This is a genomic window from Spirosoma harenae (genome assembly GCF_054776975.1).
In genome coordinates this window covers 35,762-55,205 of sequence record NZ_BAAHBD010000003.1, presented here as the reverse complement: position 1 = coordinate 55,205, position 19,444 = coordinate 35,762, and the positions used below count along the sequence as shown (strand labels likewise).

At 45.3% G+C, this 19,444-nt stretch carries 17 protein-coding genes; 7 read left to right on the top strand and 10 right to left on the bottom strand.

All coding sequences use genetic code 11. From position 1 onward, the window contains the following. Positions 1-45: 45 nt before the first annotated feature. Both ACYVE4_RS02015 and ACYVE4_RS02010 read right to left on the bottom strand, forming a co-directional pair. Positions 46-843, bottom strand: a complete 798-nt coding sequence (locus ACYVE4_RS02015; RefSeq protein WP_460995222.1) for a collagen-like triple helix repeat-containing protein — start codon at positions 841-843, stop codon at positions 46-48. Between the two features lie 157 nt (positions 844-1,000). Then, positions 1,001-1,807, bottom strand: coding sequence for a hypothetical protein (locus tag ACYVE4_RS02010; RefSeq protein WP_460995220.1), 807 nt, complete (start codon positions 1,805-1,807; stop codon positions 1,001-1,003). Positions 1,808-2,816: 1,009 nt separating this feature from the next. On the opposite strand from ACYVE4_RS02010, the gene ACYVE4_RS02005 reads away from it, so the two are divergent. The 6 genes from ACYVE4_RS02005 to ACYVE4_RS01980 all read left to right on the top strand — a co-directional run bounded on the left by ACYVE4_RS02005 (position 2,817) and on the right by ACYVE4_RS01980 (position 8,399). Further along, complete coding sequence (locus ACYVE4_RS02005; protein WP_460995218.1) at positions 2,817-2,990, top strand: hypothetical protein; 174 nt, start codon at positions 2,817-2,819, stop codon at positions 2,988-2,990. A gap of 734 nt (positions 2,991-3,724) precedes the next feature. Next, complete coding sequence (dtd, locus tag ACYVE4_RS02000) at positions 3,725-4,177, top strand: D-aminoacyl-tRNA deacylase (protein ID WP_460995299.1); 453 nt, start codon at positions 3,725-3,727, stop codon at positions 4,175-4,177. 95 nt (positions 4,178-4,272) lie between these two features. Further along, positions 4,273-4,914: an O-methyltransferase gene (locus ACYVE4_RS01995; RefSeq protein WP_460995216.1), complete on the top strand. Its 642-nt coding sequence runs from the start codon at positions 4,273-4,275 to the stop codon at positions 4,912-4,914. Between the two features lie 40 nt (positions 4,915-4,954). Then, a complete protein-coding gene (locus ACYVE4_RS01990) occupies positions 4,955-7,375 on the top strand; it encodes a lytic transglycosylase domain-containing protein (RefSeq protein ID WP_460995214.1) in 2,421 nt (806 codons plus the stop codon). 82 nt (positions 7,376-7,457) lie between these two features. Continuing rightward, positions 7,458-8,030: a DUF3109 family protein gene (locus tag ACYVE4_RS01985; RefSeq protein WP_460995212.1), complete on the top strand. Its 573-nt coding sequence runs from the start codon at positions 7,458-7,460 to the stop codon at positions 8,028-8,030. A 36-nt stretch (positions 8,031-8,066) separates the two neighbouring features. Continuing rightward, complete coding sequence (locus ACYVE4_RS01980) at positions 8,067-8,399, top strand: MGMT family protein (RefSeq protein ID WP_460995210.1); 333 nt, start codon at positions 8,067-8,069, stop codon at positions 8,397-8,399. A 57-nt stretch (positions 8,400-8,456) separates the two neighbouring features. Here the strand turns inward: ACYVE4_RS01980 and ACYVE4_RS01975 are convergent, their stop codons facing one another. Next, positions 8,457-8,819, bottom strand: a complete 363-nt coding sequence (locus ACYVE4_RS01975) for a hypothetical protein (RefSeq protein ID WP_460995208.1) — start codon at positions 8,817-8,819, stop codon at positions 8,457-8,459. Between the two features lie 398 nt (positions 8,820-9,217). Here ACYVE4_RS01975 and ACYVE4_RS01970 point away from each other — a divergent pair, with 398 nt between their 5' ends. Further along, the gene (locus tag ACYVE4_RS01970; RefSeq protein WP_460995206.1) at positions 9,218-10,792 is read left to right on the top strand and encodes a glycosyltransferase family protein; all 1,575 of its coding nucleotides are present in this window, start codon (positions 9,218-9,220) and stop codon (positions 10,790-10,792) included. A 154-nt stretch (positions 10,793-10,946) separates the two neighbouring features. Here the strand turns inward: ACYVE4_RS01970 and ACYVE4_RS01965 are convergent, their stop codons facing one another. The 7 genes from ACYVE4_RS01965 to ACYVE4_RS01935 form a co-directional block, all read right to left on the bottom strand. Further along, entirely contained in the window at positions 10,947-11,090 is a 144-nt protein-coding gene (locus tag ACYVE4_RS01965; protein ID WP_460995204.1) for a hypothetical protein, read from the bottom strand. A gap of 143 nt (positions 11,091-11,233) precedes the next feature. After that, a complete protein-coding gene (locus ACYVE4_RS01960) occupies positions 11,234-12,187 on the bottom strand; it encodes a hypothetical protein (RefSeq protein ID WP_460995202.1) in 954 nt (317 codons plus the stop codon). Between the two features lie 75 nt (positions 12,188-12,262). Next, positions 12,263-13,942, bottom strand: a complete 1,680-nt coding sequence (locus ACYVE4_RS01955) for a glycoside hydrolase family 43 protein (RefSeq protein WP_460995200.1) — start codon at positions 13,940-13,942, stop codon at positions 12,263-12,265. Positions 13,943-14,070: 128 nt separating this feature from the next. Next, positions 14,071-15,069 carry a pectinesterase family protein gene (locus ACYVE4_RS01950; protein ID WP_460995198.1) on the bottom strand — a complete coding sequence of 333 codons (999 nt, stop codon included), beginning with the start codon at positions 15,067-15,069 and terminating at the stop codon, positions 14,071-14,073. Between the two features lie 205 nt (positions 15,070-15,274). Then, positions 15,275-16,039 (bottom strand): rhamnogalacturonan acetylesterase, encoded by a 765-nt coding sequence (locus tag ACYVE4_RS01945; RefSeq protein WP_460995196.1) that lies wholly within the window; start codon positions 16,037-16,039, stop codon positions 15,275-15,277. Positions 16,040-16,043: 4 nt separating this feature from the next. After that, positions 16,044-17,690 carry a glycoside hydrolase family 28 protein gene (locus ACYVE4_RS01940; RefSeq protein ID WP_460995194.1) on the bottom strand — a complete coding sequence of 549 codons (1,647 nt, stop codon included), beginning with the start codon at positions 17,688-17,690 and terminating at the stop codon, positions 16,044-16,046. Positions 17,691-17,784: 94 nt separating this feature from the next. Next, positions 17,785-19,431, bottom strand: coding sequence for a RagB/SusD family nutrient uptake outer membrane protein (locus ACYVE4_RS01935; RefSeq protein ID WP_460995192.1), 1,647 nt, complete (start codon positions 19,429-19,431; stop codon positions 17,785-17,787). Positions 19,432-19,444: the final 13 nt, after the last annotated feature.

The window sequence follows — 19,444 nt, the reverse complement described above, 5'->3', positions numbered from 1 at the left end:
CACCTAAATCAGGGTGACCTTTTTTGCAAATGGAGGAAGAAAAACTCAATCGGGCAGATTATACGCTTTTTTAACGGCTGCGTAATCCTTGTAATTAATCGCTGCTACTCGACCGCCGACAACACTGCCAGTAACGACTACAATGCGATATTGTGGCAAATCTTTAACCATATCCCGGAAATCTGCAGCCGTTTTGCCAAGCAAGTCAGGAATAGCGACCTGTTTTTGAGTTGCCTGATCGTAGCTATTGGTGTTAAGGTTGACATTGAAGCGTAAGTAATTGACTCCCAGGTAATCGTGGTTCACATTATAGGAGATATAATCTTCGTATTTTGTTCCCGTTCGCCCCGGAATTTTAGTATTTCCATAGGTGCTACTAGCCTCAATAAATTCCGTTAATTTAACAGACGCGTTTGCATTGTCATAAATTGTCCGGCCAACTTTAAAATATACGTAGACAAGCGATTTGTCCAACGTCTCGGCGGTAAGAAGCGTATTCGCTGTTTTCTGATCATTCCCTAGATCAACGCGAAAGTTATCCGGCGTTCGAAAGTAATTGCCACTGACATCAACTTGTTTCCAGGCGGTGTAAACGACATTGGCATTCCCAGGTGCCCCTTGAGCACCTGTTGCACCAGCAACTCCGCTAGCCCCCTGTGGGCCCGTTGCGCCAGTAACCCCACTAGCTCCTTGTGGGCCCGTTGCGCCAGCAGCTCCGGTTGCCCCAGTCGGGCCAGTTGGTCCTACTGGACCTTCGGGTCCCTTACAGGAAATAATAAATAGAAAGAGCAGAGCAATTAACCCAAGACTAGTCTGGGTTAAGGCCGAAATATATGTTTTCATGCTGTATTGCTTAAGTGGTGAATAGAAATAAATTAAATGTGCAGATAAGTCGTAAGCCGTCACTGACTCAGCGCGTCAAAATGGCTTCGGAGCTAGTTATCATCTTAGGCGAATCGTTCACAGGGCATACAAATCACCCAACGCACAGAATTGGAGATCAGTCAGGCAAATTGTAGGCCTGTTTAACAGCCGCATAGTCTTTATAATCAATCGAGGCTGCCCGGCCACCTGCAACATTACCGTTCACAATGACAATACGGTATTGCGGCATGTCTTTAACCATAGCCCGGAAATCTGTAGCCGTTTTGTTAAGCAAATCAGGGATAGGAACTTGTTTTTGGGTTGCCTGGTCGTACTGCTGAGGATAGAGCCAAATGTAAAAGTGAAGATTGTTGACAGCCATCTGATCCTGAGCTACATAATACTGGATATAGTCTTCAGCTTTGTTAGTCGTACGCCCAGTTATTTTAACATTACCATAGGCATAATTTGGCTGGATTCTCTCCACAAGCTTATACTCGCCGGTAGCGTTGTCATACAATTGCTGGCCAAATTTAAAGTAGACATAAACAATTGATTTATTAATAACATCAGTTGTGAGAAGCGGGCTGGTTGCATTACCATCATTCCCCAGATATACCTGTGTATTGTCGGATGTTCGGAAATAGTTTGTGCTGACATCAACAGGTTTCCAGGCAGTATAAACCACATTGGCATTCCCCATTGGACCTTGCGCTCCTGTCGCTCCGGTAGCACCACTGACCCCCTGTGGTCCTGTTGCTCCAGTAGAACCGCTGACCCCCTGTGGGCCCGTTGCCCCTGTCGCTCCAGCAGCCCCTGTTGCTCCCGTTGGACCGGCTGGCCCCTGCGGCCCTTCTGGACCTTTGCAGGAAAAGACTATAAAAAACATGAAGGAAATTAATCCTAAGCTAAGTTGGGCAAGCAACGAAAAACGTGTCTTCATTTTTTTACTAATTAGATGTGAATAGATATATTAAATGCGTGGATAAGTAGTAAACCCTGTTTCCACTTGTGCAAAAGTGAGTTAAATGCTAACACGTGGTAATGGGAAATTCCCCCTTTTTAGAGGCTATAGAGACTCAATCAGGCAATGAAAGAAAGGGATCAGGGGAAGTAGCTAATAGATTGTAGCCCTGGAATTGATTAAAGGCAAGGATTTTGCACAAGCCTTTTCGTTGCTCAACTCTACTTTTATGCTCCTTCAAGACTTAATAGAATTAACACTACTCTTTGCCGTAATCATTGCGCTGATGGCGTTACTGATATATAGTTACCGGCGGATTGCATTGGTTCGTCGATGTCCCTCCTGTGGAGATTCTGATGTGGAGCGTGGCCCTCGAAAAGGGTGGCTTCGGCGGATATCTTTTGTTAAATCTTATACCTGTCAAGAATGTGGATTTAAGTTTGTTCGGCTTAGTCACAACCATTCAACTTCTCGCAGGCGTGTAAAACGTCAACCAGTTGATATTTAGGTAACAAAATTGTATAATATTGTTGATTATTTTGATTGTTTAGTTAATATCTAATTGAAAGTTGACGTTGATTGGTTTTTTTATTATTTTCCAAAACTCAACCAACTTTATTCTATCTGGATTAGTAATGCTTCATAAACTACTCCATTATCTTTTCCCTATTCTGTGCGTTAAAGCGCTAGCTCTATTGCTGATCAGTATGCATCTAGTTTACACGGGGAGCTATTTATTCGGGACAATTGCCTTTCTATTATCAATCTTCTCCACGATCCTGCTTCTGATTGTTAATCATGCTATGCAGAAATAAAGTAATCTAACAATATACCATAGTACTTATAAAGAGTACGGTAATAGTTATATTGTACTATACTATTCTTAGTATAGATTAAATATGCATTAAAATGTGATTTAATTACCTACAAAGTATTATAGGTAATTATACTTGATATAGATTTGTGCATCACTATAACTTGAACTACCATGAATCGTATTTTGAATTCACTTTCTGCTCTCTCTGCTAGTCGTACCTATTCCGTTAACTTTCGCCAGCTTATTCCCGGCCCCTGGACAATAGTGTTTGCCATTTCGTTCTATCTGTTTTGCCAAGCCATTGTGATGTTCGGTGCTTTTCTGGGTTGGTTACTAGGCGTGTAAAGTATCTTCAAGTAGATCTATTCGGGCCTATCCTTGCCATTAAGAGTCGATTAACGAATACAAAAAATCTGTGGGATTACTAAGCGTTTTTACTTAGTAATCCCACAGATTTTTTGTGCCCTGGGCCAAACCAACAATAACTGATACCAGACTGAAGGAAGATAATAATTATGCTTCGGCCAGTAGTTTATTGGGGGATGGCATGAGGCCTATCGAGAAAAATTGATATGCCGGTTAAAAAAGCGAATACCGAAGGAAGTGTAAATCAGTAAGGCTATTGTTTGTAGAACAACCCCCGTAGAATTGAGAGTGTTGTTAGTATCCGTAGTCTCATTTATACAGTTTAGCAGCAGTGAAAAATACCCGATCGGGGCAACTGCAGCCGCTAGCAGAATCAATATAACAAACAATTTTCTATTCATATTTGGGCATTAGTTATAACATGAACGACTGATTATTTAATAACGACATATACCCTTGCCTAAGGTTTAATTCATTTTTATTTTTTTAGTATGCGGTAAAAGAAATTCAGAATAATCGGAAGGATTCTGTAAGGACTAAATCTGCTTATAAATCGAGCAAAATGGCTGCCAATCAAAAAGTTACGGTATTTTCTGTAGGAATCATGAATTTATGTGGCGTAATGAACGTAAAAGACAAAACAAATAGTAATACTTTTGGCGAAAATGTACCGTTTTGAACGAACAACTTTTAGCCGCCATTTTGATGCCAATATGATTGCTGTTATTCAACGGGTTACGCATGCTTCTGTTACAATTGATAACCAGATTAAAGGAGAAATTAACACGGGGTTTTTAGTTCTGCTCGGTATAACACATACCGATACCCGCGAAGATGTAGACTGGCTTAGTCGAAAAATTGTTGGTATGCGAATTTTCAACGACGCCGACGCGAAAATGAATCTGGATTTGGCGGCTGTCGATGGCAATATTTTGCTAATCAGTCAGTTTACACTTCATGCCAGTACAAAAAAAGGGAATCGTCCCAGTTTTATTGACGCTGCCCGACCTGAGGTGGCTATCCCACTTTACGAAGCGATGATTACCCAATTAACCACTGATTTAGGCAAACCAATTCAAACGGGGCAATTCGGAGCTGATATGAAAATTTCGTTACTGAACGATGGTCCAGTTACTATTTTAATTGACTCAAAGAATCGGATTTAACCAGATAGTTTATTGATTTAGCTTATCTATCCATTATTTTTACTGAAACCAGCCCTTACCTGTCTATATTTTTGCCCGTACAGGTAAATAGCCGAATGGATTTTTTGCCCGCCAACATAGCTGAATATGCTGAAATATGCACCTCGCCCGAAAGCGAGTTATTACATCGGCTAAACCGAAATACCCGCGCGCATATTATGGCCCCCCGCATGTTGTCGGGGCATCTCCAAGGCCGCTTTCTGTCAATGATTTCGTGGATGATTCGCCCTCGCCGGATTCTCGAATTGGGCACCTATACGGGCTATTCGGCATTGTGCCTGGCCGAAGGATTGACAGACGATGGGAAGCTCATTACAATCGATCAGAACGAAGAACTCGAAGACTTCGCGCGGTCGTATTGGAAGCAGTCTTCCTGGGGCGATAAAATTGATTTTCGATTGGGTTTGGCTTCGGATATAATTCCAACCCTTACTGAATCGTTTGATTTGGTATTCATCGATGCTGACAAACGAGCTAATTCAACCTATTTTGAGCTAATTTTTGACAAAATCAGACCAGGAGGCTTCGTATTGATCGATAATGTCTTATGGAGTGGCAAGGTTGTTGAACCAGTAAAACAATCGGACCTTGATACGGCGGCTGTACTAGCTTTTAACCGTAAAATTCAGGATGATCCCCGCGTGGAAAATGTGTTGTTGCCCGTACGAGACGGGATTATGATGGTGCGTAAGCGATAACGACAATTGACAAAATGAGCCGTTACAACGGTGTGAGTATATGAAAAAAACAAACTATGCCTTAACCCTACTTTTTTTACTGACTGGCCTTATGGTATCGGCACAGGTGAGCGTGCCGACTGTACCGGAACAACTTTCCTTTGCGGATATTTCGGTACGGCTTGACCCCGATGCCCGACGTATCGTGCAGCAGGATGTGAACGCGCTATTGTCGAACCGGCAATATTGGATAGCTAAACTGGACCGGGTTGTCCTGTATTTTCCCATGATAGAGGCTATCCTGATCGATGAAGACGTCCCCACCGATTTTAAATACCTTGCCGTTCAGGAGAGCTCGCTGACCCCCGATGCCGTTTCCTCGTCGACGGCTGTCGGATATTGGCAATTCAAGCGAGAAACGGCCCTGGATAATGGGATGCGTGTTGATGACGAAATTGATGAACGGAAAAGTATCACCGCATCTACGCATGGAGCAGCCAAATACCTGAAAAGAAGCAATGGCCAGTTCAACAACTGGATAGCCTCCCTCTATTCTTATTATTTGGGAGCCGGCGGCATTGCCAAACTGATTCCGCCCGATTGGTCTTACGCCCGTGAAGTCGCCCTCGATGGTCGTACAGATCGCTATATCCTCCGTTTTTTCGCCCACAAAATTGCCATTGAGAACGCGCTCCAAACGCATCAGACAAACAATCGGTTTGCACTGATCGAATACCCGAACGGTGGTGGTAAAACCATGCGTGGAATTGCCGAAGAATTGAGCGTCGATGAATTTGAGCTTCGTAAATATAATCGCTGGGTACTGGGCGATGCCGTTCCAACCGATAAAGCGTATGTATTGGCGGTGCCTGTTGTGAGCAACCAGATCAATGATGTTCGGCAGAAAATCGTTAATGTCAGCGCGAAAAAAACGCCCGATTTTGTACAGAACGATGTAGGTTTCCCTGTTTTACGCCGGGTAACAACAGGATTGAGCAGCAAGAATGATCCCGTTCTATACGAAATCAACGGATTGCCGGGTATTCAGGCGCAGGCAGGCGACAATGCCGCTTCTCTGTCGAGGAAGGCAAAAATTAGCCTGTCGAGTTTCCTGCGTTATAACGACATGAGTGATCGAGATCTTGTGATCGCAAATGATGTATATTATCTGGCTAAGAAACGAAAGAAAGCGCTCGTGCCTTTCCATACCGTTCGGGATGGGGAAACTGCCCGGAGCATTTCGCAGCGATATGGTCTTCGGCTCAAAAAACTGATGCGCTACAACCGTCTGGATCGAGTGCAGAAACTGGTAACAGGGCGAGTGATGTGGCTGCGCGATCGTCGCCCAAGTGATAAGCCTGTTGAAATCATTAATTCGCCAACGCCACCCGTTTACGATCCGACGCCCACCCCGCCTAGCCGGACGGAGGTCATTGCTGCGGCCCCTGCTGGCACTAATCGTCCAGTAACTGGTATGTCGGATGTTCCCCGTAATCCATCGGAACGAAAATTATATCAGCCAAAGCTGGTAGGAGGGGGCGTTACACCGAATGACGGTACGTCGGACCCCGCCACTCCGCCACGAACAGAGCCAATGAAGCCAGTATCGCAACCGACAACGAGCCGATCGGTGCCCGTTACAAATCCTACAACGGGTAACAACGAAGGTTCTCAACGAGTCGTTATTGTCAGAACGCCCGACGAATCGCAGCCCGTAAAAGCTGTTCCCGTAGCAACTACACCTGAGCGCGCGAAACCAACGGAAACGCCTGCTAAATCAACTGAGCCGGTTGCCCAAACGCAGCGGCCTAAGCAAACTCCGGTTTCGGATATGGATATGGGTCGACCTGAAAACGACAAATACAATGGTCCACAGGAGCAACAGGCAGATGGATCGTTCACTCCTGTAACAGCAACATCCACAAAAGCACCGGCCCGACCTGCTGCGACCCCAGCCGTTGCCAAAGCTGAAACCCGGCCTGAAGTGACTACGAAACCGATGCCAGATAAAACAGTATCGGAACCGAAACCCGTTTCGCCCTCGCCTTCGGTAATGAATCGGCCATCAACGCCAACAACAACAGCGAGTCCGGCGAATCGTTCGGCCACAATACATACGGTTGAAGCTGGGCAAACCTATTTCAGCATCTCAAGGCAATATGGATTAACGGTCGACGAATTACTGTCAATGAATAATCTGACGCGGGATAATGTGCTGGAAGCAGGACAGCAATTGACGGTAAAACTGGCACCTGGTAGCCGAGAGGTAAAACCTAGTGTTGGGACAACAACCACGAAAATACCCTCCACTGAACCCTCAACCACGCAGCCCGCTATTACGTATCATACGGTTGCCAAAGGAGAAACCATGTTCCGTATTACCCAAATCTACGGCGTAAGCATTGAGCAAATTCAGTCTTGGAATAACCTGACGGATGTTGGGGTGAAAGTGGGACAGAAAATTAAAATCATTAAAAATTAACGAATTGACGAAATCCAACGGGCAAAGGCTAAAACAGGGTGTTAACTTTGTTTAGTCTTTGCCCGTTGGATTTTTATAGATTATGATTCTACTTGATCATACATGCATTAGCGATGATGTTGCCGAGAAATTCTTCGTCTGCAACCTGGATAAATGTAAAGGTGCCTGCTGCGTAGAAGGCGACATGGGGGCACCGCTGGAAGGCGACGAACATGTCATCCTCGACGAAATTTATGACGATATAAAACCCTATCTCTCACCAGAAGGTATTCGAGTAATCGAGGAGCAGGGCGGCTACGAACCAGATGGAGCGGGTGGCTACGTGACCAACACGGTTGGCGGACGCGAGTGCGTATACGCGACCTGGGATGAGCGGGGAATTTTAAAGTGCGGGATTGAAGAAGCCTATAACGACGGTAAAGTCGCCTGGAAAAAACCGATCTCGTGCCATTTATATCCGATTCGCGTAACGAAATACGAGTCGTTTCATGCGCTCAACTATGACCGATGGCCCATTTGTAGCCCCGCCTGTGGCTTGGGCGAACAATTGAATGTTCCCATTTACAAATTTGTTCGCGAAGCCCTGATTCGCGCCTATGGCGAAGATTGGTATAGCCGTTTATCGAAAGCAATCGAGGAAAAGCAAAGTAGCTAAACACATTGCTACGCAGAAGGCACGCAATTTACCAATATGGAACAACGTGACTATTTTGAAGAAGTCTATGAGGTCGTGCGATTAGTACCGAAAGGCCGCGTAACGACCTATGGTACCATTGCCCGTTATCTGAGCCTGCGTGCAGGAGCGCGAATGGTGGGCTGGGCTATGAACGGTTGTCATAACCGCCCGGATGTACCCGCCCATCGAGTGGTGAATAGCGTCGGCTTATTATCAGGAAAGCATTTTTTTGGTGGCCCTACCATCATGCAGCAACTGCTGGAAGATGAAGGGGTTCAGGTAGAAAATGACCGGGTTGTGGCATTCAAAACTGTGTATTGGGACCCAGCTCTGGAACTGGCTATTTAACGAATAAAACCTTTTTAATTAACAAAAAAGCACGACTCAAGGAGTCGTGCTTTTTTGTTAATTTTCTTCTGAGATAGGATTCGCTGATTCCTTTTTTATCGCTTCCGGGCTTATGAAAGCAGCTACCAGCATGAATGCCGATGAGAGAAGATGAACTAAGGGCCATGCAGACCAATACTCAGACGCAGGGCTAATAACTGGATTATAAAAAATAACAACTGTGATTGTACCTATTATCCAAAAGATAAGCTTTTGAATAGGATTCTGGCGGTAAAGGCGAATCATATTGCCCAGGTACATGCACGTCATCGTGACAATAAAGATATGTGCGTAGCTGAACAGACCGTAAAAGGGAGGTATTAAAGTGGTGAAAAACAGCAGAGCTGCTGCAGCGAATAAAAATGGATGTCGGAGTTGCATACGATTGTCGGTTTGTTTTGTGTAGCACAAAGTTCCGGCATGATCGCTCGGTGGGAAATCCATGAAAACCTGTAAATCCGCCCAGGGAAATCTACAATTTGTGATCTATACAAACCTGGACAACCACGAAATATTCCTCAAAACGCCCCAACAATCAATTCAAAACCTGGTTTTCAATGAACCAATTGCTTATCGATCAATCACGTAAATAGATGACAATAAGCACAGTAGGATCTCAGTGTTTCATAATTGCTTTTTCTTTTACGTTTTACGTCACCTTTTAAGAGCGAATGGGGTTATAACCAAGCTATGTTATTTAAATAGGATGTCTTCTGCCGACGGCGTTCGGATGCGTAAGTACGCGGTAGTGGTCAGAAGATGATTGGGAAAAGCACTAAATGAAAATTTTGCACGCCGTTTCTGGAATATGTGCCGGAGAGCCCCATGGCTTGTTTGTAACAAGCTATAAAGTAAATGTTAAAAAGAAGAACAGTTCACAAGGGCTGATTGATGATTCACGATTACGATGGATTTTATTTGTTTCTCTACTTGTTCAGCTCGTTTTCTGTACGGCTCAGGTAGGCTTTTTTCACCCCGATCAACACTTTCAACTAATTGAGTTTTCATCCTGGCAATTGGGCGAACCATCCGGTGCTAGTAGTGTATGGGAACTGAACAGCCATATCCGGCCAACCTTACAAGTTTATTTGTTTTCAGGATTTATTAAAATCTGTCGCTTTTTCCAGGTAAATGATGTTTACACACAACTAACAATTCTACAGTTAATTTTTGGATTAATAAGTTTTGTCCTTTTTAATGCAATCGCTATCTATTATTTCAAAGCCAATAGAAATATATTATATATCGTATTGCTGTTGCTTAATTTGTCTTGGACACTGCCGTTTATCCGTACTTTATTTACGTCTGAAATGGCTTCATCCGTTACATTTTTTGGCGCTATTTTATTATATGAGCTAAAGAAAGAAAAACTTTTATATGTCTTTCTAACAGGCTTTCTATTTAGTCTGGCATTTTATTTTCGGTTTCAATTGGCATTTGGCCTGTTAGGCTTCGGTTTATGGCTCGTGTTTATTGAGAAAAAATACACGCATTTATTACCTATTGCCGTTAGTTTTTTGATTGGTGTCGGTATAAACGTAGGGTTGGATTATCTGTTTTATCATCAGTTTGTTTTTACGCCGTACGATTATTTCCGGGTGAACATTCTAGAAGGTAAAGCGGCTTCCTTTGGTACATCTAGTCCTGTGTGGTATATATTAATGCTAACCTTGGTTATTGGTGCGCCACCCCTCAGTATTTTCTTATTTTACTATAGTTTAAAGGGCGCAATAAAGCATTATCGGCAGCCAATAGGCTTCGCCGTAGTGTTTTTTGTATTGGGTCATTCGCTGGTAGGACACAAGGAAGAACGCTTTCTTTTCCCAATTCTAAATGTGCTACCCGTGATAGCCGGATGGGGATTAGCGTCATTCATCGATTATTATCGGCAGACAAATATGCCTATCAGGAATGGCATTAAAGGAGTCTTTTACGTAAGTGTTGCACTCAATACATTCGTATTGATTTTATTACCAATCTTAAATCCATATTATCAAACAATTGCATTTGGCCGAAAACTGACCGATGCAATTAAGCAAGATAATCCGACAATTTATTGTCTAACGCGCACCCCATTTGAAACAGAAAATCACCTTCCATTAACGTTTTATCGTAGAAACGCAGCACGTATAAATCTCGTAAGAATTACGAATGCTGATTCTGCGCGCTATTTAAAAAATGCCTGGCTTGCCACTACCTATAATGATGCAAAAAATAAATTACCACTTTTTACTAAACTAGGGTTTAAACCCCAGTTTTATTCCTCTACTATTCTATGGAACGTAAACAAATATTTAGCCTCAAAAAAGGTAAATACTATTAATGAAATATGGGTATTGTATAAAAAAGAATAAACCTCGTAGAGCAGCTTGATTGCTCCCGAGTAAATAGCAGAAGGGAATGATTGAGATAAACAGGGGAAAAAATAACGAGTATTTTCATAGCGAATCTAAGGGGAAACACTATGGAAATACTCGAAACGTGCTATTAAAATCAGAAATAAACGGATTAGCTAAATAACCGCTCCAAAAGCATCGCAATGCCTACCGACACGCCAACTATGGACGTAAGCATACCGATCAGGACAAGCATCCAGAAGAAGTTATTAAAGCCAGAATAGAATGGGATTGGAGTAATGATTTGGCGATTCATGGTTTCTCAAGTTACAGATATACCACAAACCTAATATGCGTAAAATTACTTAGCAATATTGATGAGTAATTGCTAAGTAATTTAATCGGAATTTAATCGGAATTGAACGAGTGTATCCTGTTCACGTTTAAAAGGTTTATTCATCAGTTCGGTACAAGCCTTCCCTGGGCATCTTCCACGTGGGGGCGATTCAAATCTAGTCCATCCAGAACCAATACACCTTGTATGGATGATTGTTGTTTAGGGTCCTGCTTCCATGACCAGACCAGTTTTCCTGCTGGAGTGTATTCTAATACCTGTGTTCCACTAGTCCCCTGCTCAGCCCCGTGGCCTTGCCAGTTAGCCACTACCCAATTGCCATTTTTTAGTATCTGAAACCCCGCATAAAAATGGGGATGTATGGCGGGTGGTCCACTGACACTATCCACAAGAGCGCCTTTTCGATCGAATCGCTGGAAATTGGCTGAATAACCGCCACTCACCAACGTTTGGCCATTTGCCAGACGCTGAGCCTGCCAGGCATGTTGCGCTTTTTCCTGTTTGGTTAGCTGTGCTTTCCAGACGATAGACCCATCGGGTTTACCCTCGAATACCTGATCATTGGAGGTGATTAGGAAATTGCCATCGACTGTTTCCCGGATTAGTCGGACATACGTGAAATCAGGGAAGTTGATCGTTCGTTGCACCGTGTGGTTTTGGTCTAGTTCTAGCAATACGATGCCTTTCTTTCCCTGCCAATTCAGCCCTACAAGTAAAATATGGCCGTTGCGTAAGCGTCGGGCGGCAATGGTGCCATCGAATGTGGTTAGTTCAGCTACTTTAGTGCCTGTTTTAATGTCTCGCTCTTCATACCCTTTGCCCGTACCAATCATTACCCGCCCCTGGCCTACCAGTTGCAAATCACGTCCAGCCGGAACGGATACGTAGTAATTTCGCTCCGGATGAGCCAAGTCAATGTAATTCAACTTGGAAAGGCCTTCATCGCGCAACAGCATTTGTCGGGATTTGTAAAGATCCGAAGAGGGTTGCGACATACCGTTCAACTGGAACAGTAGAAAAATGACAGAGAATAAGGCGATAATCAATTCTTTTTTCATGCGTTACGAGCGTTGGTTAAGGGTAGGCTAAACGCGAAGTCAACAAAGCTACTATCAATAGAAGAATAAATTCCGTTATGGTAGTGGTTCTACACGAAACCAGTCGAAATCGGCGTAGCCTGAATCGTTGATTTGGTTTGTTCGCGTGCAGAAAATACCCATTTTGGAGCCTATCCAGCGACCAACTTCGGCTTTGAAACTATCGCCGGTATCCGTGAAACTTTGGCCATCCAGGCTATAGCTGAATTGACAAGTGGCACTTTTTTTTACTTTTACCCGTAAATAAATCGGTGTATTGGCATTGATCCGAGTGATCACAGATTCATCCTCTGGTTTTCCTTCCGATGCTTTTTTACAAACTCCATACACGAGTGCCAAGCCATCTTTGCCACTTTTTAAGGATAGACTGGCGTAGCTCTGCCCCATGATAATCAGGCCAGTTTTCTCATTTTCCAACTTAGGGTTGGGTTTGAAAATGAGTTTAGTCGTGACCTGGAATGTCTCAGCCGGAAACTTTTGAAGGAGCAAATTAGGAACATCCCAGGCGTTTTTGACCTCATCTGGTGCTTTATACGAGTAAAGTCGTAGGAATCCCTGATTGCTGGTGGTGTGCCAAATTCCTTTCGGATTGGCCTGCCACTGCCATTGCAAGCCGAGGTCGGTTGTATTGAACTCATCCGATTCGGGAGGAGTCGATAAGGGAGAGGCTTTGCCAGTAGCTGGTTTCTTATAGGTCAATACGGGTTCGCCTTTGCCATCGCCATCGGTGTCAACACCAATAACTGGCCAGTCGGCCACCCATTTCATAGGTTGCAGATGCACAACCCGGCCATACGCTTCTTTATCCTGAAAATGCAGAAACCAGTCTTCGCCGGGCTTGCCATTAGCTGGTTTTGTATCGACCCACGCGCCCTGATGCGGGCCGTTGATAGCCGTTTTCCCCTGATCCATAACAACTTTTCGTTCGTAAGGACCGTAGATGTTTTTAGATCGTAAGACCAGTTGCCAACCCGTTGGTACGCCACCCGCTGGAGCAAAAATGTAATAATAGCCGTTGCGTTTGTAGATCTTTGGCCCTTCAATGGTGGGGTCTTTTTCGTGACCGTCATACACTATGACGCCTTCATCCAATACCTTCGTTCCTTCATTATTCAACCTCTTAACGGTGATAATACTCTTGATACCCGCTCGGCTACCGGCCCAACCGTGAACCAGATATACCTGACCATTATCATCCCACAGTGGACAAGGATCAATCAGCCCTTTGCCGCCTTCAACCAATATTGGCGTGGACCAGGGACCGGCCGGATTTTTAGCTTTGATAACATATATACCAAAATCGGGGTCAGGGTAATAAATGTAAAATTCGCCTTTCTGGTAACGAATAGCCGGAGCCCACACGCCATTGCCATGCTGCGTTTTCTCAAAATGGTCGAACGGTGGCTGGCGCTTCAACGCGTGGCCGATCAGTGTCCAGTTGACCAGGTCTTTGGAATGCAGAATCGGTAAGCCAGGAATGGCATCAAAGCTAGAGGCTACCAAATAATAATCGTCGCCCGCGCGGCAGGCATCCGGGTCGGAATAGTCGGCGTTTAAAACAGGGTTTTTATAGGTGCCATTACCCAGATCCGATACCCATACTTTCGATACTGACGAAGAGGTAACACCGTTTGATGCTGGTTTTTGTCGAGCTGGTTGCGCCGTGGCGAAAACCGTTGACAGAGCAAATAAAATAGCGAGGTGAGATGTATTCATTAATGTAGTAATTCCTGCGTCTGTGAGGGCACAGATGCTCTTCCAGATAGTAAACGTTGCTGACGCATGGGTGTCTGTGAGGCACAGACACGGGGATTCGGTACTCATCACTCATAATTCAGCACTTATCACTTTTTAGGTGACCAGATCGATTGTGCTGAAAAGATATTTGCCAGCGTATATTGAGTCGCTTCTTTAGCCGACAATTGCTTCGACCAACTAGCCCGTTTTGAGGTGTCTCCTCCAGGGCCAGCACTGCCAGATTCAGCGTAGAAAACGGTTTTTTCGTTGACGGCATTTCCCCAATTATCCCATCCTACAGGCACAATGTGGCTGCCCATTTCAGTACGTATAAAAATGGTTTTGGCATCTGGACGCCAGGGACGGCCTAGAAAGACTTTAGTTGCGGCTGGATCAGCAATGAGTTTACAGTCGAAAAAAACGAAACCGTAGCGTTGATAGCCGGGCGTAGCGGCTGCCGTAATAAAGGAGTCAGATAAACTCTTAATCGTGCAGGACTGAAAAACAGAAATTGATTTGCCGAAAATGAAATCCGTCGTTCCTTCGATATAGCAGTTTTCGTAGTACTGCCGACTGCATTCCGCTGCGGCATACAGCGTGTCCTGATTGCCCAGTAGAATGCAATTTTTGCAGACAAACCGATCCGAATCAACATGCAGTGCAACAGCCTGCCCCACACGACCCGCCGTATTTCGAATGGTCAGATTTTCCAGAATAATATCGGGCGCATCGACCAGCACCGTGTAGGACGTATACGTACTGAATTTGCTGTTTCCCGTCCAGTCTTTTCCACCCGGATAGTCTTTCCCTGAAAAATCAGCGCCCGTGATGATAACGCCCTCTTTACTTTCCCCGAGAACATGAATATTGGGTTTCCAGGACGGAATGACGAGTTTTTCGGTATAAATACCATTCTTCACGAACAGCATTACTCGGACCTGCATATGATCGCGGAAGCTGTTGACGGCTTCCTGAATCGTCTTGTAATTACCACTTCCGTCCTGAGCAACGGTAAATGTTATCGAAGTGGTAGGGGAGAGGGTTGCTTGACTCCATCCTATATGACTGCAGACGATTAAGCAGAAAAGTAAAATCAGTTTTTTCATTTAGAGGGAAATGGAAAGTTCGGCAGGGGCTAAGTGGGATTGATTTCACTAATAGAGATTGGGTTGTTACTTGCTTATTTTACCCCTAAATCCCCTGAAGAGGACGTTATTAGAGTATCGGGGAAAGTCCCCTTCAGGGGATTTAGGGGTTAGGGAGAGCTGAATAGGTTCGCTATTGCCTTCAGTGGCTACAAGCGAACCACTGCTATTTCACTTTTTCCGGTTTAACGATGCGGTCGGCTAAATCCAGCTTTAGAGATTTAATATTGGCTAATACAATTTCAGCCATTCGACGACCGCCGAGTTCGCTGAAATGGGTATTGTCTTCTTTCCCTTCCGGATAATTAGGATGCTCACCTGGAGCAAGTTGAAGAAATAAAAGTTTCGAATTTTCAACGCCGAATTGCTGCAAAAGCTGCTGGCTCTGGGTGTCTAAATCAATCAAGGGAGTTTTTGTGTCGGTGGCTACTTTGCGTACTAGTTCAGAGTAAACCGTATGGGTACTTTCAATTTTTCCGGCCTCGTCGAACTTCCGACGAGCAACGGGTGTGATGAGCACGGGCGTTGCTTTCTTCGCGCGACTTTCAGTAATGAATCGGTTTAAATTCTTCTTGAATTCGTCTTCAGTTGTGTAGCTTTTCTTGGTTGGCACTTCGTCGTTATGACCAAACTGAACAAACACATAATCGCCTTCCTGTAACTTATCTGCAACGGGTTGCCAGCGATTTTCCTCGATAAATGTTCGGGTACTACGCCCATTCTGAGCCCGATTGTCAACAGTGACGGTTTCATCGAAAAAATAAGCAAATGGCATTCCCCAGCCCGTTTCGGGGTACGCTTTTACCTGCTTGATCGACATGGTCGAATCACCGATCAGATAGACCGTAATTTTGTTGGGTGGTGCCGTAAACGCGGACAACACCAATAGGAGAAAGAATGCCGTAAGTTTCGGAAAGAGACGCAGATACATAGCTTTATTTGGTTGACGACAGAATCAGATTTTTTTCCAGAGCGCCCTTGCTGAATTCTGCTTTGTGCAGCGCTTTCCCCAGATCGGTATGCATCACCTGAATGCCCTGACTCCGTTCGCCGTTTATGGAAAATAAAAGAGTAGCCTGAGCGTCGTATTGAATACCGTCGAAGGTCAGATTGCTGCTGTTATCAACCAGAATAACCGGCTTCGTTTCCTTCGTAATCAACTGAACATTTTTAAACCGAATGCCACTAGCGTCGACTAACTCCACACCTTTGTCGGCCTGAAGAATCAGGTTGTTCATCGTGATATTTTTGACCGCCATTTCGGGCAAGCCCCGAATGAAAACGCCTTTTTTCGCACCGTTGCAGATAATGTTTTCAAACGTCATATTTTGGAATACGGGCGTGCCTTCGTTCACAACCGGACGTTCGTCGCGCTCGCTATCCGTTGCGAACTTCACGAAATAATACATATCGAAGAAGATCGCTTCCTGCGCGATGTCTTTCATGTAAATGTCTTTCGCATAGATATGCTCAACAACGCCCCCCCGCCCTCGTACTGATTTGAAACGCAGGCCTTTATCGGTTCCCATGAAGGTGCAGTTATAGACGAAAATATTCCGCGCTCCACCGCTCATTTCGCTACCAACCACAAACCCGCCGTGACCATTATAGACCGTATTGTTTCGGATGATACCGTTTTCGGTTGGCATACCGCGCTTACGGCCTTCTTCGTCTTTGCCCGATTTAATGCAAATCGCATCGTCGCCTACATCGAGTGTACAGCCTTCGATGAGGAAGTTTTTGCAGGATTCTATATCCATCCCATCGCCGTTATGAGCATACTCTGGATTCTTAGTGGTTACATTTCGGATAGTCAGATCCTGACACATGAGCGGATGAAGGCACCAGGCGGGTGAGTTCTGAAACGTGACTCCTTCTAGTAAAACCTTTTTACAGCTTGTCAGTACCAGCAGATTCGGTCGTAGAAAGTCTTTCATGTCGGCAAAATCCTGCGGGCTTTTTCCTGCTGTCAGCAGCATACTTTTGTTTTCTGTACTGGCCCGTTTGAACTGCTCACTCGGATACCAAACTTTGCCATCTTCTTTCAAAACCCCACCCGAAGCGACTTTTTCATGCCATTGGGGTTCAGTTAGTTGGTTTTTGTTCACAGCCCGCCAGACATCGCCATTCCCATCGACAATTCCCTGACCCGTGATTGCCACATTTTCCAGATTCGTACCTGAAATGGGTGATTGATTTCGAGCTGCTTTCTTGCCCTCATACGTTCCCTCGACTAGAGCATATTGGCTTTTATCGGTCGTTAACAGCAGCGTCGCGGATTTCTTCAGATGCAGATTCACGTTGCTTTTCAGCTCGATAGGTCCGGTCAGCCATAAACCGCTTGGTACCAGCACAACACCACCGCCTTTTTGGCTACAGGTCGCAATAGCCGTGTTGATCGCTTTGGTATTCAGCGTAACGCCGTCGGGCTTAGCGCCGTGAGCCAGAATGCTAATTGTATCCTTGCGGAATGTGGGCTGGGTTATTTTCGGCAGGTTCGTCCAGCTGTAGGTTTGCGCTGAGGCCACGAATGGTGCCAGGGTGACGAGAATAACGTTGAGAAATGGGCGGCTTTTTATCATGGTTGATAAGAGTTCTTATTCGTGGGCGTTGACCTCACCCCCGACCCCTCTCCTGTTTTAGGAGAGGGGCTAGGGGTGAGGTCAACGCCCAATCCTATTGATACCCTGCATTTTGGGTAAATTCTGTTTTATTCGTTACCGCATCCAACTGCGTTTGCGGAATCGGTCGCAATACATGATAGTCTTGTAAGTTAACGGCATTATCAGGGGCATCGAGACGTGTGCGCTCCAGCAATTTACCCGTACGCTTCAGATCGAACCAGCGAATTTGCTCGCCAGCCAGTTCGCGAGCGCGCTCATCCAGAATGAAATCGAGCGTCATCTGCGTTGAGGTTACCTGCATGGCTGCTGCTTTGCCAGATTTAGCAGCGCGTGTCCGTAAAACGTTAATGTTGTCGGCTGCAGCTTGCAGATTGCCTAACTTCATTTGCGCTTCAGCGGCAATCAGATAGACTTCCGCCAGACGAATCACAAACACGTCACGGGCACTCTGCGCTTCGTTCAGGCTAGCCCGCGTTGGGTCCATAAACTTCGATAGGGTGGGGTAGCGCAGGTTATCTTTTACCGTTCCGTTGGCATTGTAAATTTTGCTACGGTCGTAAGTCTGGTACTTGCGTGTTGCTTCAAACGCATCTGGGATTTCTTTCCGCGTGCAATACACCGCTGTATCGCCCAGGTTCATACCGGCGGGGCGCGAAGTAGAATTGGCGAGCCACACTTCCTGGAATGAACCTTCGTAGCGAGCATCGTTATCGCTATACAAATCCATAAGATAACGAGTGGGCATGTAGCGGTTAAAAGGCCGACCGTTTAGAATATCGCGCGTCATGCCGGGCCGATCGTCGTACTTCATCAAAAACAAGAGGTGACCGTTGTTGCTGCCCCGGCTGTGTCCGTACGGGTTGAAGGTGGAGTTAGCCAAATCATTGAGCGCCAGATTTGTGGAGTAATCGACAACGTAAATCGCTTCTTTAGTTTTCAGATTGCTCATCTTCCAGAGATCAGCGTAGTTGGCTTCCAACTTATAGGTATTACTCGCGATTACGGCTTGCGCCATTTCCAGCGCTTCTTTGTTTAGGCCACGGGTCAGGTACATACGCGCCAGAAATGCCTGGGCCGCTCCCTTCGTCACTTTGCCATACTGTGGTTGCGTAACGGGTAAGTTCGCAACGGCAAACTTTAAATCCTCGAAAATCTGATTGTAAAACGTTTCGACCGGGGTACGATTGGCGGTCGATACAATGCCGTTTGTCTCTTCCGTCGTGAAGTGAACGCCACCCCAGGTTTCGACAATATGCCAGTAATAAAACGCCCGCAGGAACCGAAGTTCTCCTTCCCGAATGGGTCGCAATGTTGCTGAAAGACCGGCCTTATCGATCCGGCTAATTCCACCGTTGCACAGGTTGACAGCCGCGTAGAACTCCCGCCATTCGCTTACGAGAGCTGCGTTGCTTCCTTGCAAGTTAAGATATTGTGTCAGATCGCGATACACTTCGCCCGATCCGCTCGTCCAAATGTCGGTTCCGGTTTCGGCAATGTTATAGCCTTCCTCTTTACCGTACCACCAGCGTTGATAGGTATAGGCCGCATTCACCAGCGTTTCAAAACCTTCGGGGGTAGTATATACGGTTTCGGAGGTCAGGCCGCTGGGGTTATATTCGTCCAATACATCCTTACACGAGACAAGAGCAAGCAGTGATAGCGCCACTAATCCCGTCTTTTTTAAAAATAATGATTTCATGTTCAATACCAGA

Coding starts and splice junctions, on each gene's coding strand:
- ACYVE4_RS01945 (WP_460995196.1), bottom strand. CDS start 16,039: ATGTATCTGCGTCTCTTTCCGAAACTTACGGCATTCTTTCTCCTATTG.
- ACYVE4_RS01935 (WP_460995192.1), bottom strand. CDS start 19,431: ATGAAATCATTATTTTTAAAAAAGACGGGATTAGTGGCGCTATCACTG.
- ACYVE4_RS01990 (WP_460995214.1), top strand. CDS start 4,955: ATGAAAAAAACAAACTATGCCTTAACCCTACTTTTTTTACTGACTGGC.
- ACYVE4_RS02010 (WP_460995220.1), bottom strand. CDS start 1,807: ATGAAGACACGTTTTTCGTTGCTTGCCCAACTTAGCTTAGGATTAATT.
- ACYVE4_RS01960 (WP_460995202.1), bottom strand. CDS start 12,187: ATGAAAAAAGAATTGATTATCGCCTTATTCTCTGTCATTTTTCTACTG.
- ACYVE4_RS01970 (WP_460995206.1), top strand. CDS start 9,218: ATGAAAATTTTGCACGCCGTTTCTGGAATATGTGCCGGAGAGCCCCAT.
- ACYVE4_RS01940 (WP_460995194.1), bottom strand. CDS start 17,690: ATGATAAAAAGCCGCCCATTTCTCAACGTTATTCTCGTCACCCTGGCA.
- dtd (WP_460995299.1), top strand. CDS start 3,725: ATGATTGCTGTTATTCAACGGGTTACGCATGCTTCTGTTACAATTGAT.
- ACYVE4_RS01950 (WP_460995198.1), bottom strand. CDS start 15,069: ATGAAAAAACTGATTTTACTTTTCTGCTTAATCGTCTGCAGTCATATA.
- ACYVE4_RS02015 (WP_460995222.1), bottom strand. CDS start 843: ATGAAAACATATATTTCGGCCTTAACCCAGACTAGTCTTGGGTTAATT.
- ACYVE4_RS01975 (WP_460995208.1), bottom strand. CDS start 8,819: ATGCAACTCCGACATCCATTTTTATTCGCTGCAGCAGCTCTGCTGTTT.
- ACYVE4_RS01955 (WP_460995200.1), bottom strand. CDS start 13,942: ATGAATACATCTCACCTCGCTATTTTATTTGCTCTGTCAACGGTTTTC.
- ACYVE4_RS01985 (WP_460995212.1), top strand. CDS start 7,458: ATGATTCTACTTGATCATACATGCATTAGCGATGATGTTGCCGAGAAA.
- ACYVE4_RS01980 (WP_460995210.1), top strand. CDS start 8,067: ATGGAACAACGTGACTATTTTGAAGAAGTCTATGAGGTCGTGCGATTA.
- ACYVE4_RS01965 (WP_460995204.1), bottom strand. CDS start 11,090: ATGAATCGCCAAATCATTACTCCAATCCCATTCTATTCTGGCTTTAAT.
- ACYVE4_RS01995 (WP_460995216.1), top strand. CDS start 4,273: ATGGATTTTTTGCCCGCCAACATAGCTGAATATGCTGAAATATGCACC.
- ACYVE4_RS02005 (WP_460995218.1), top strand. CDS start 2,817: ATGAATCGTATTTTGAATTCACTTTCTGCTCTCTCTGCTAGTCGTACC.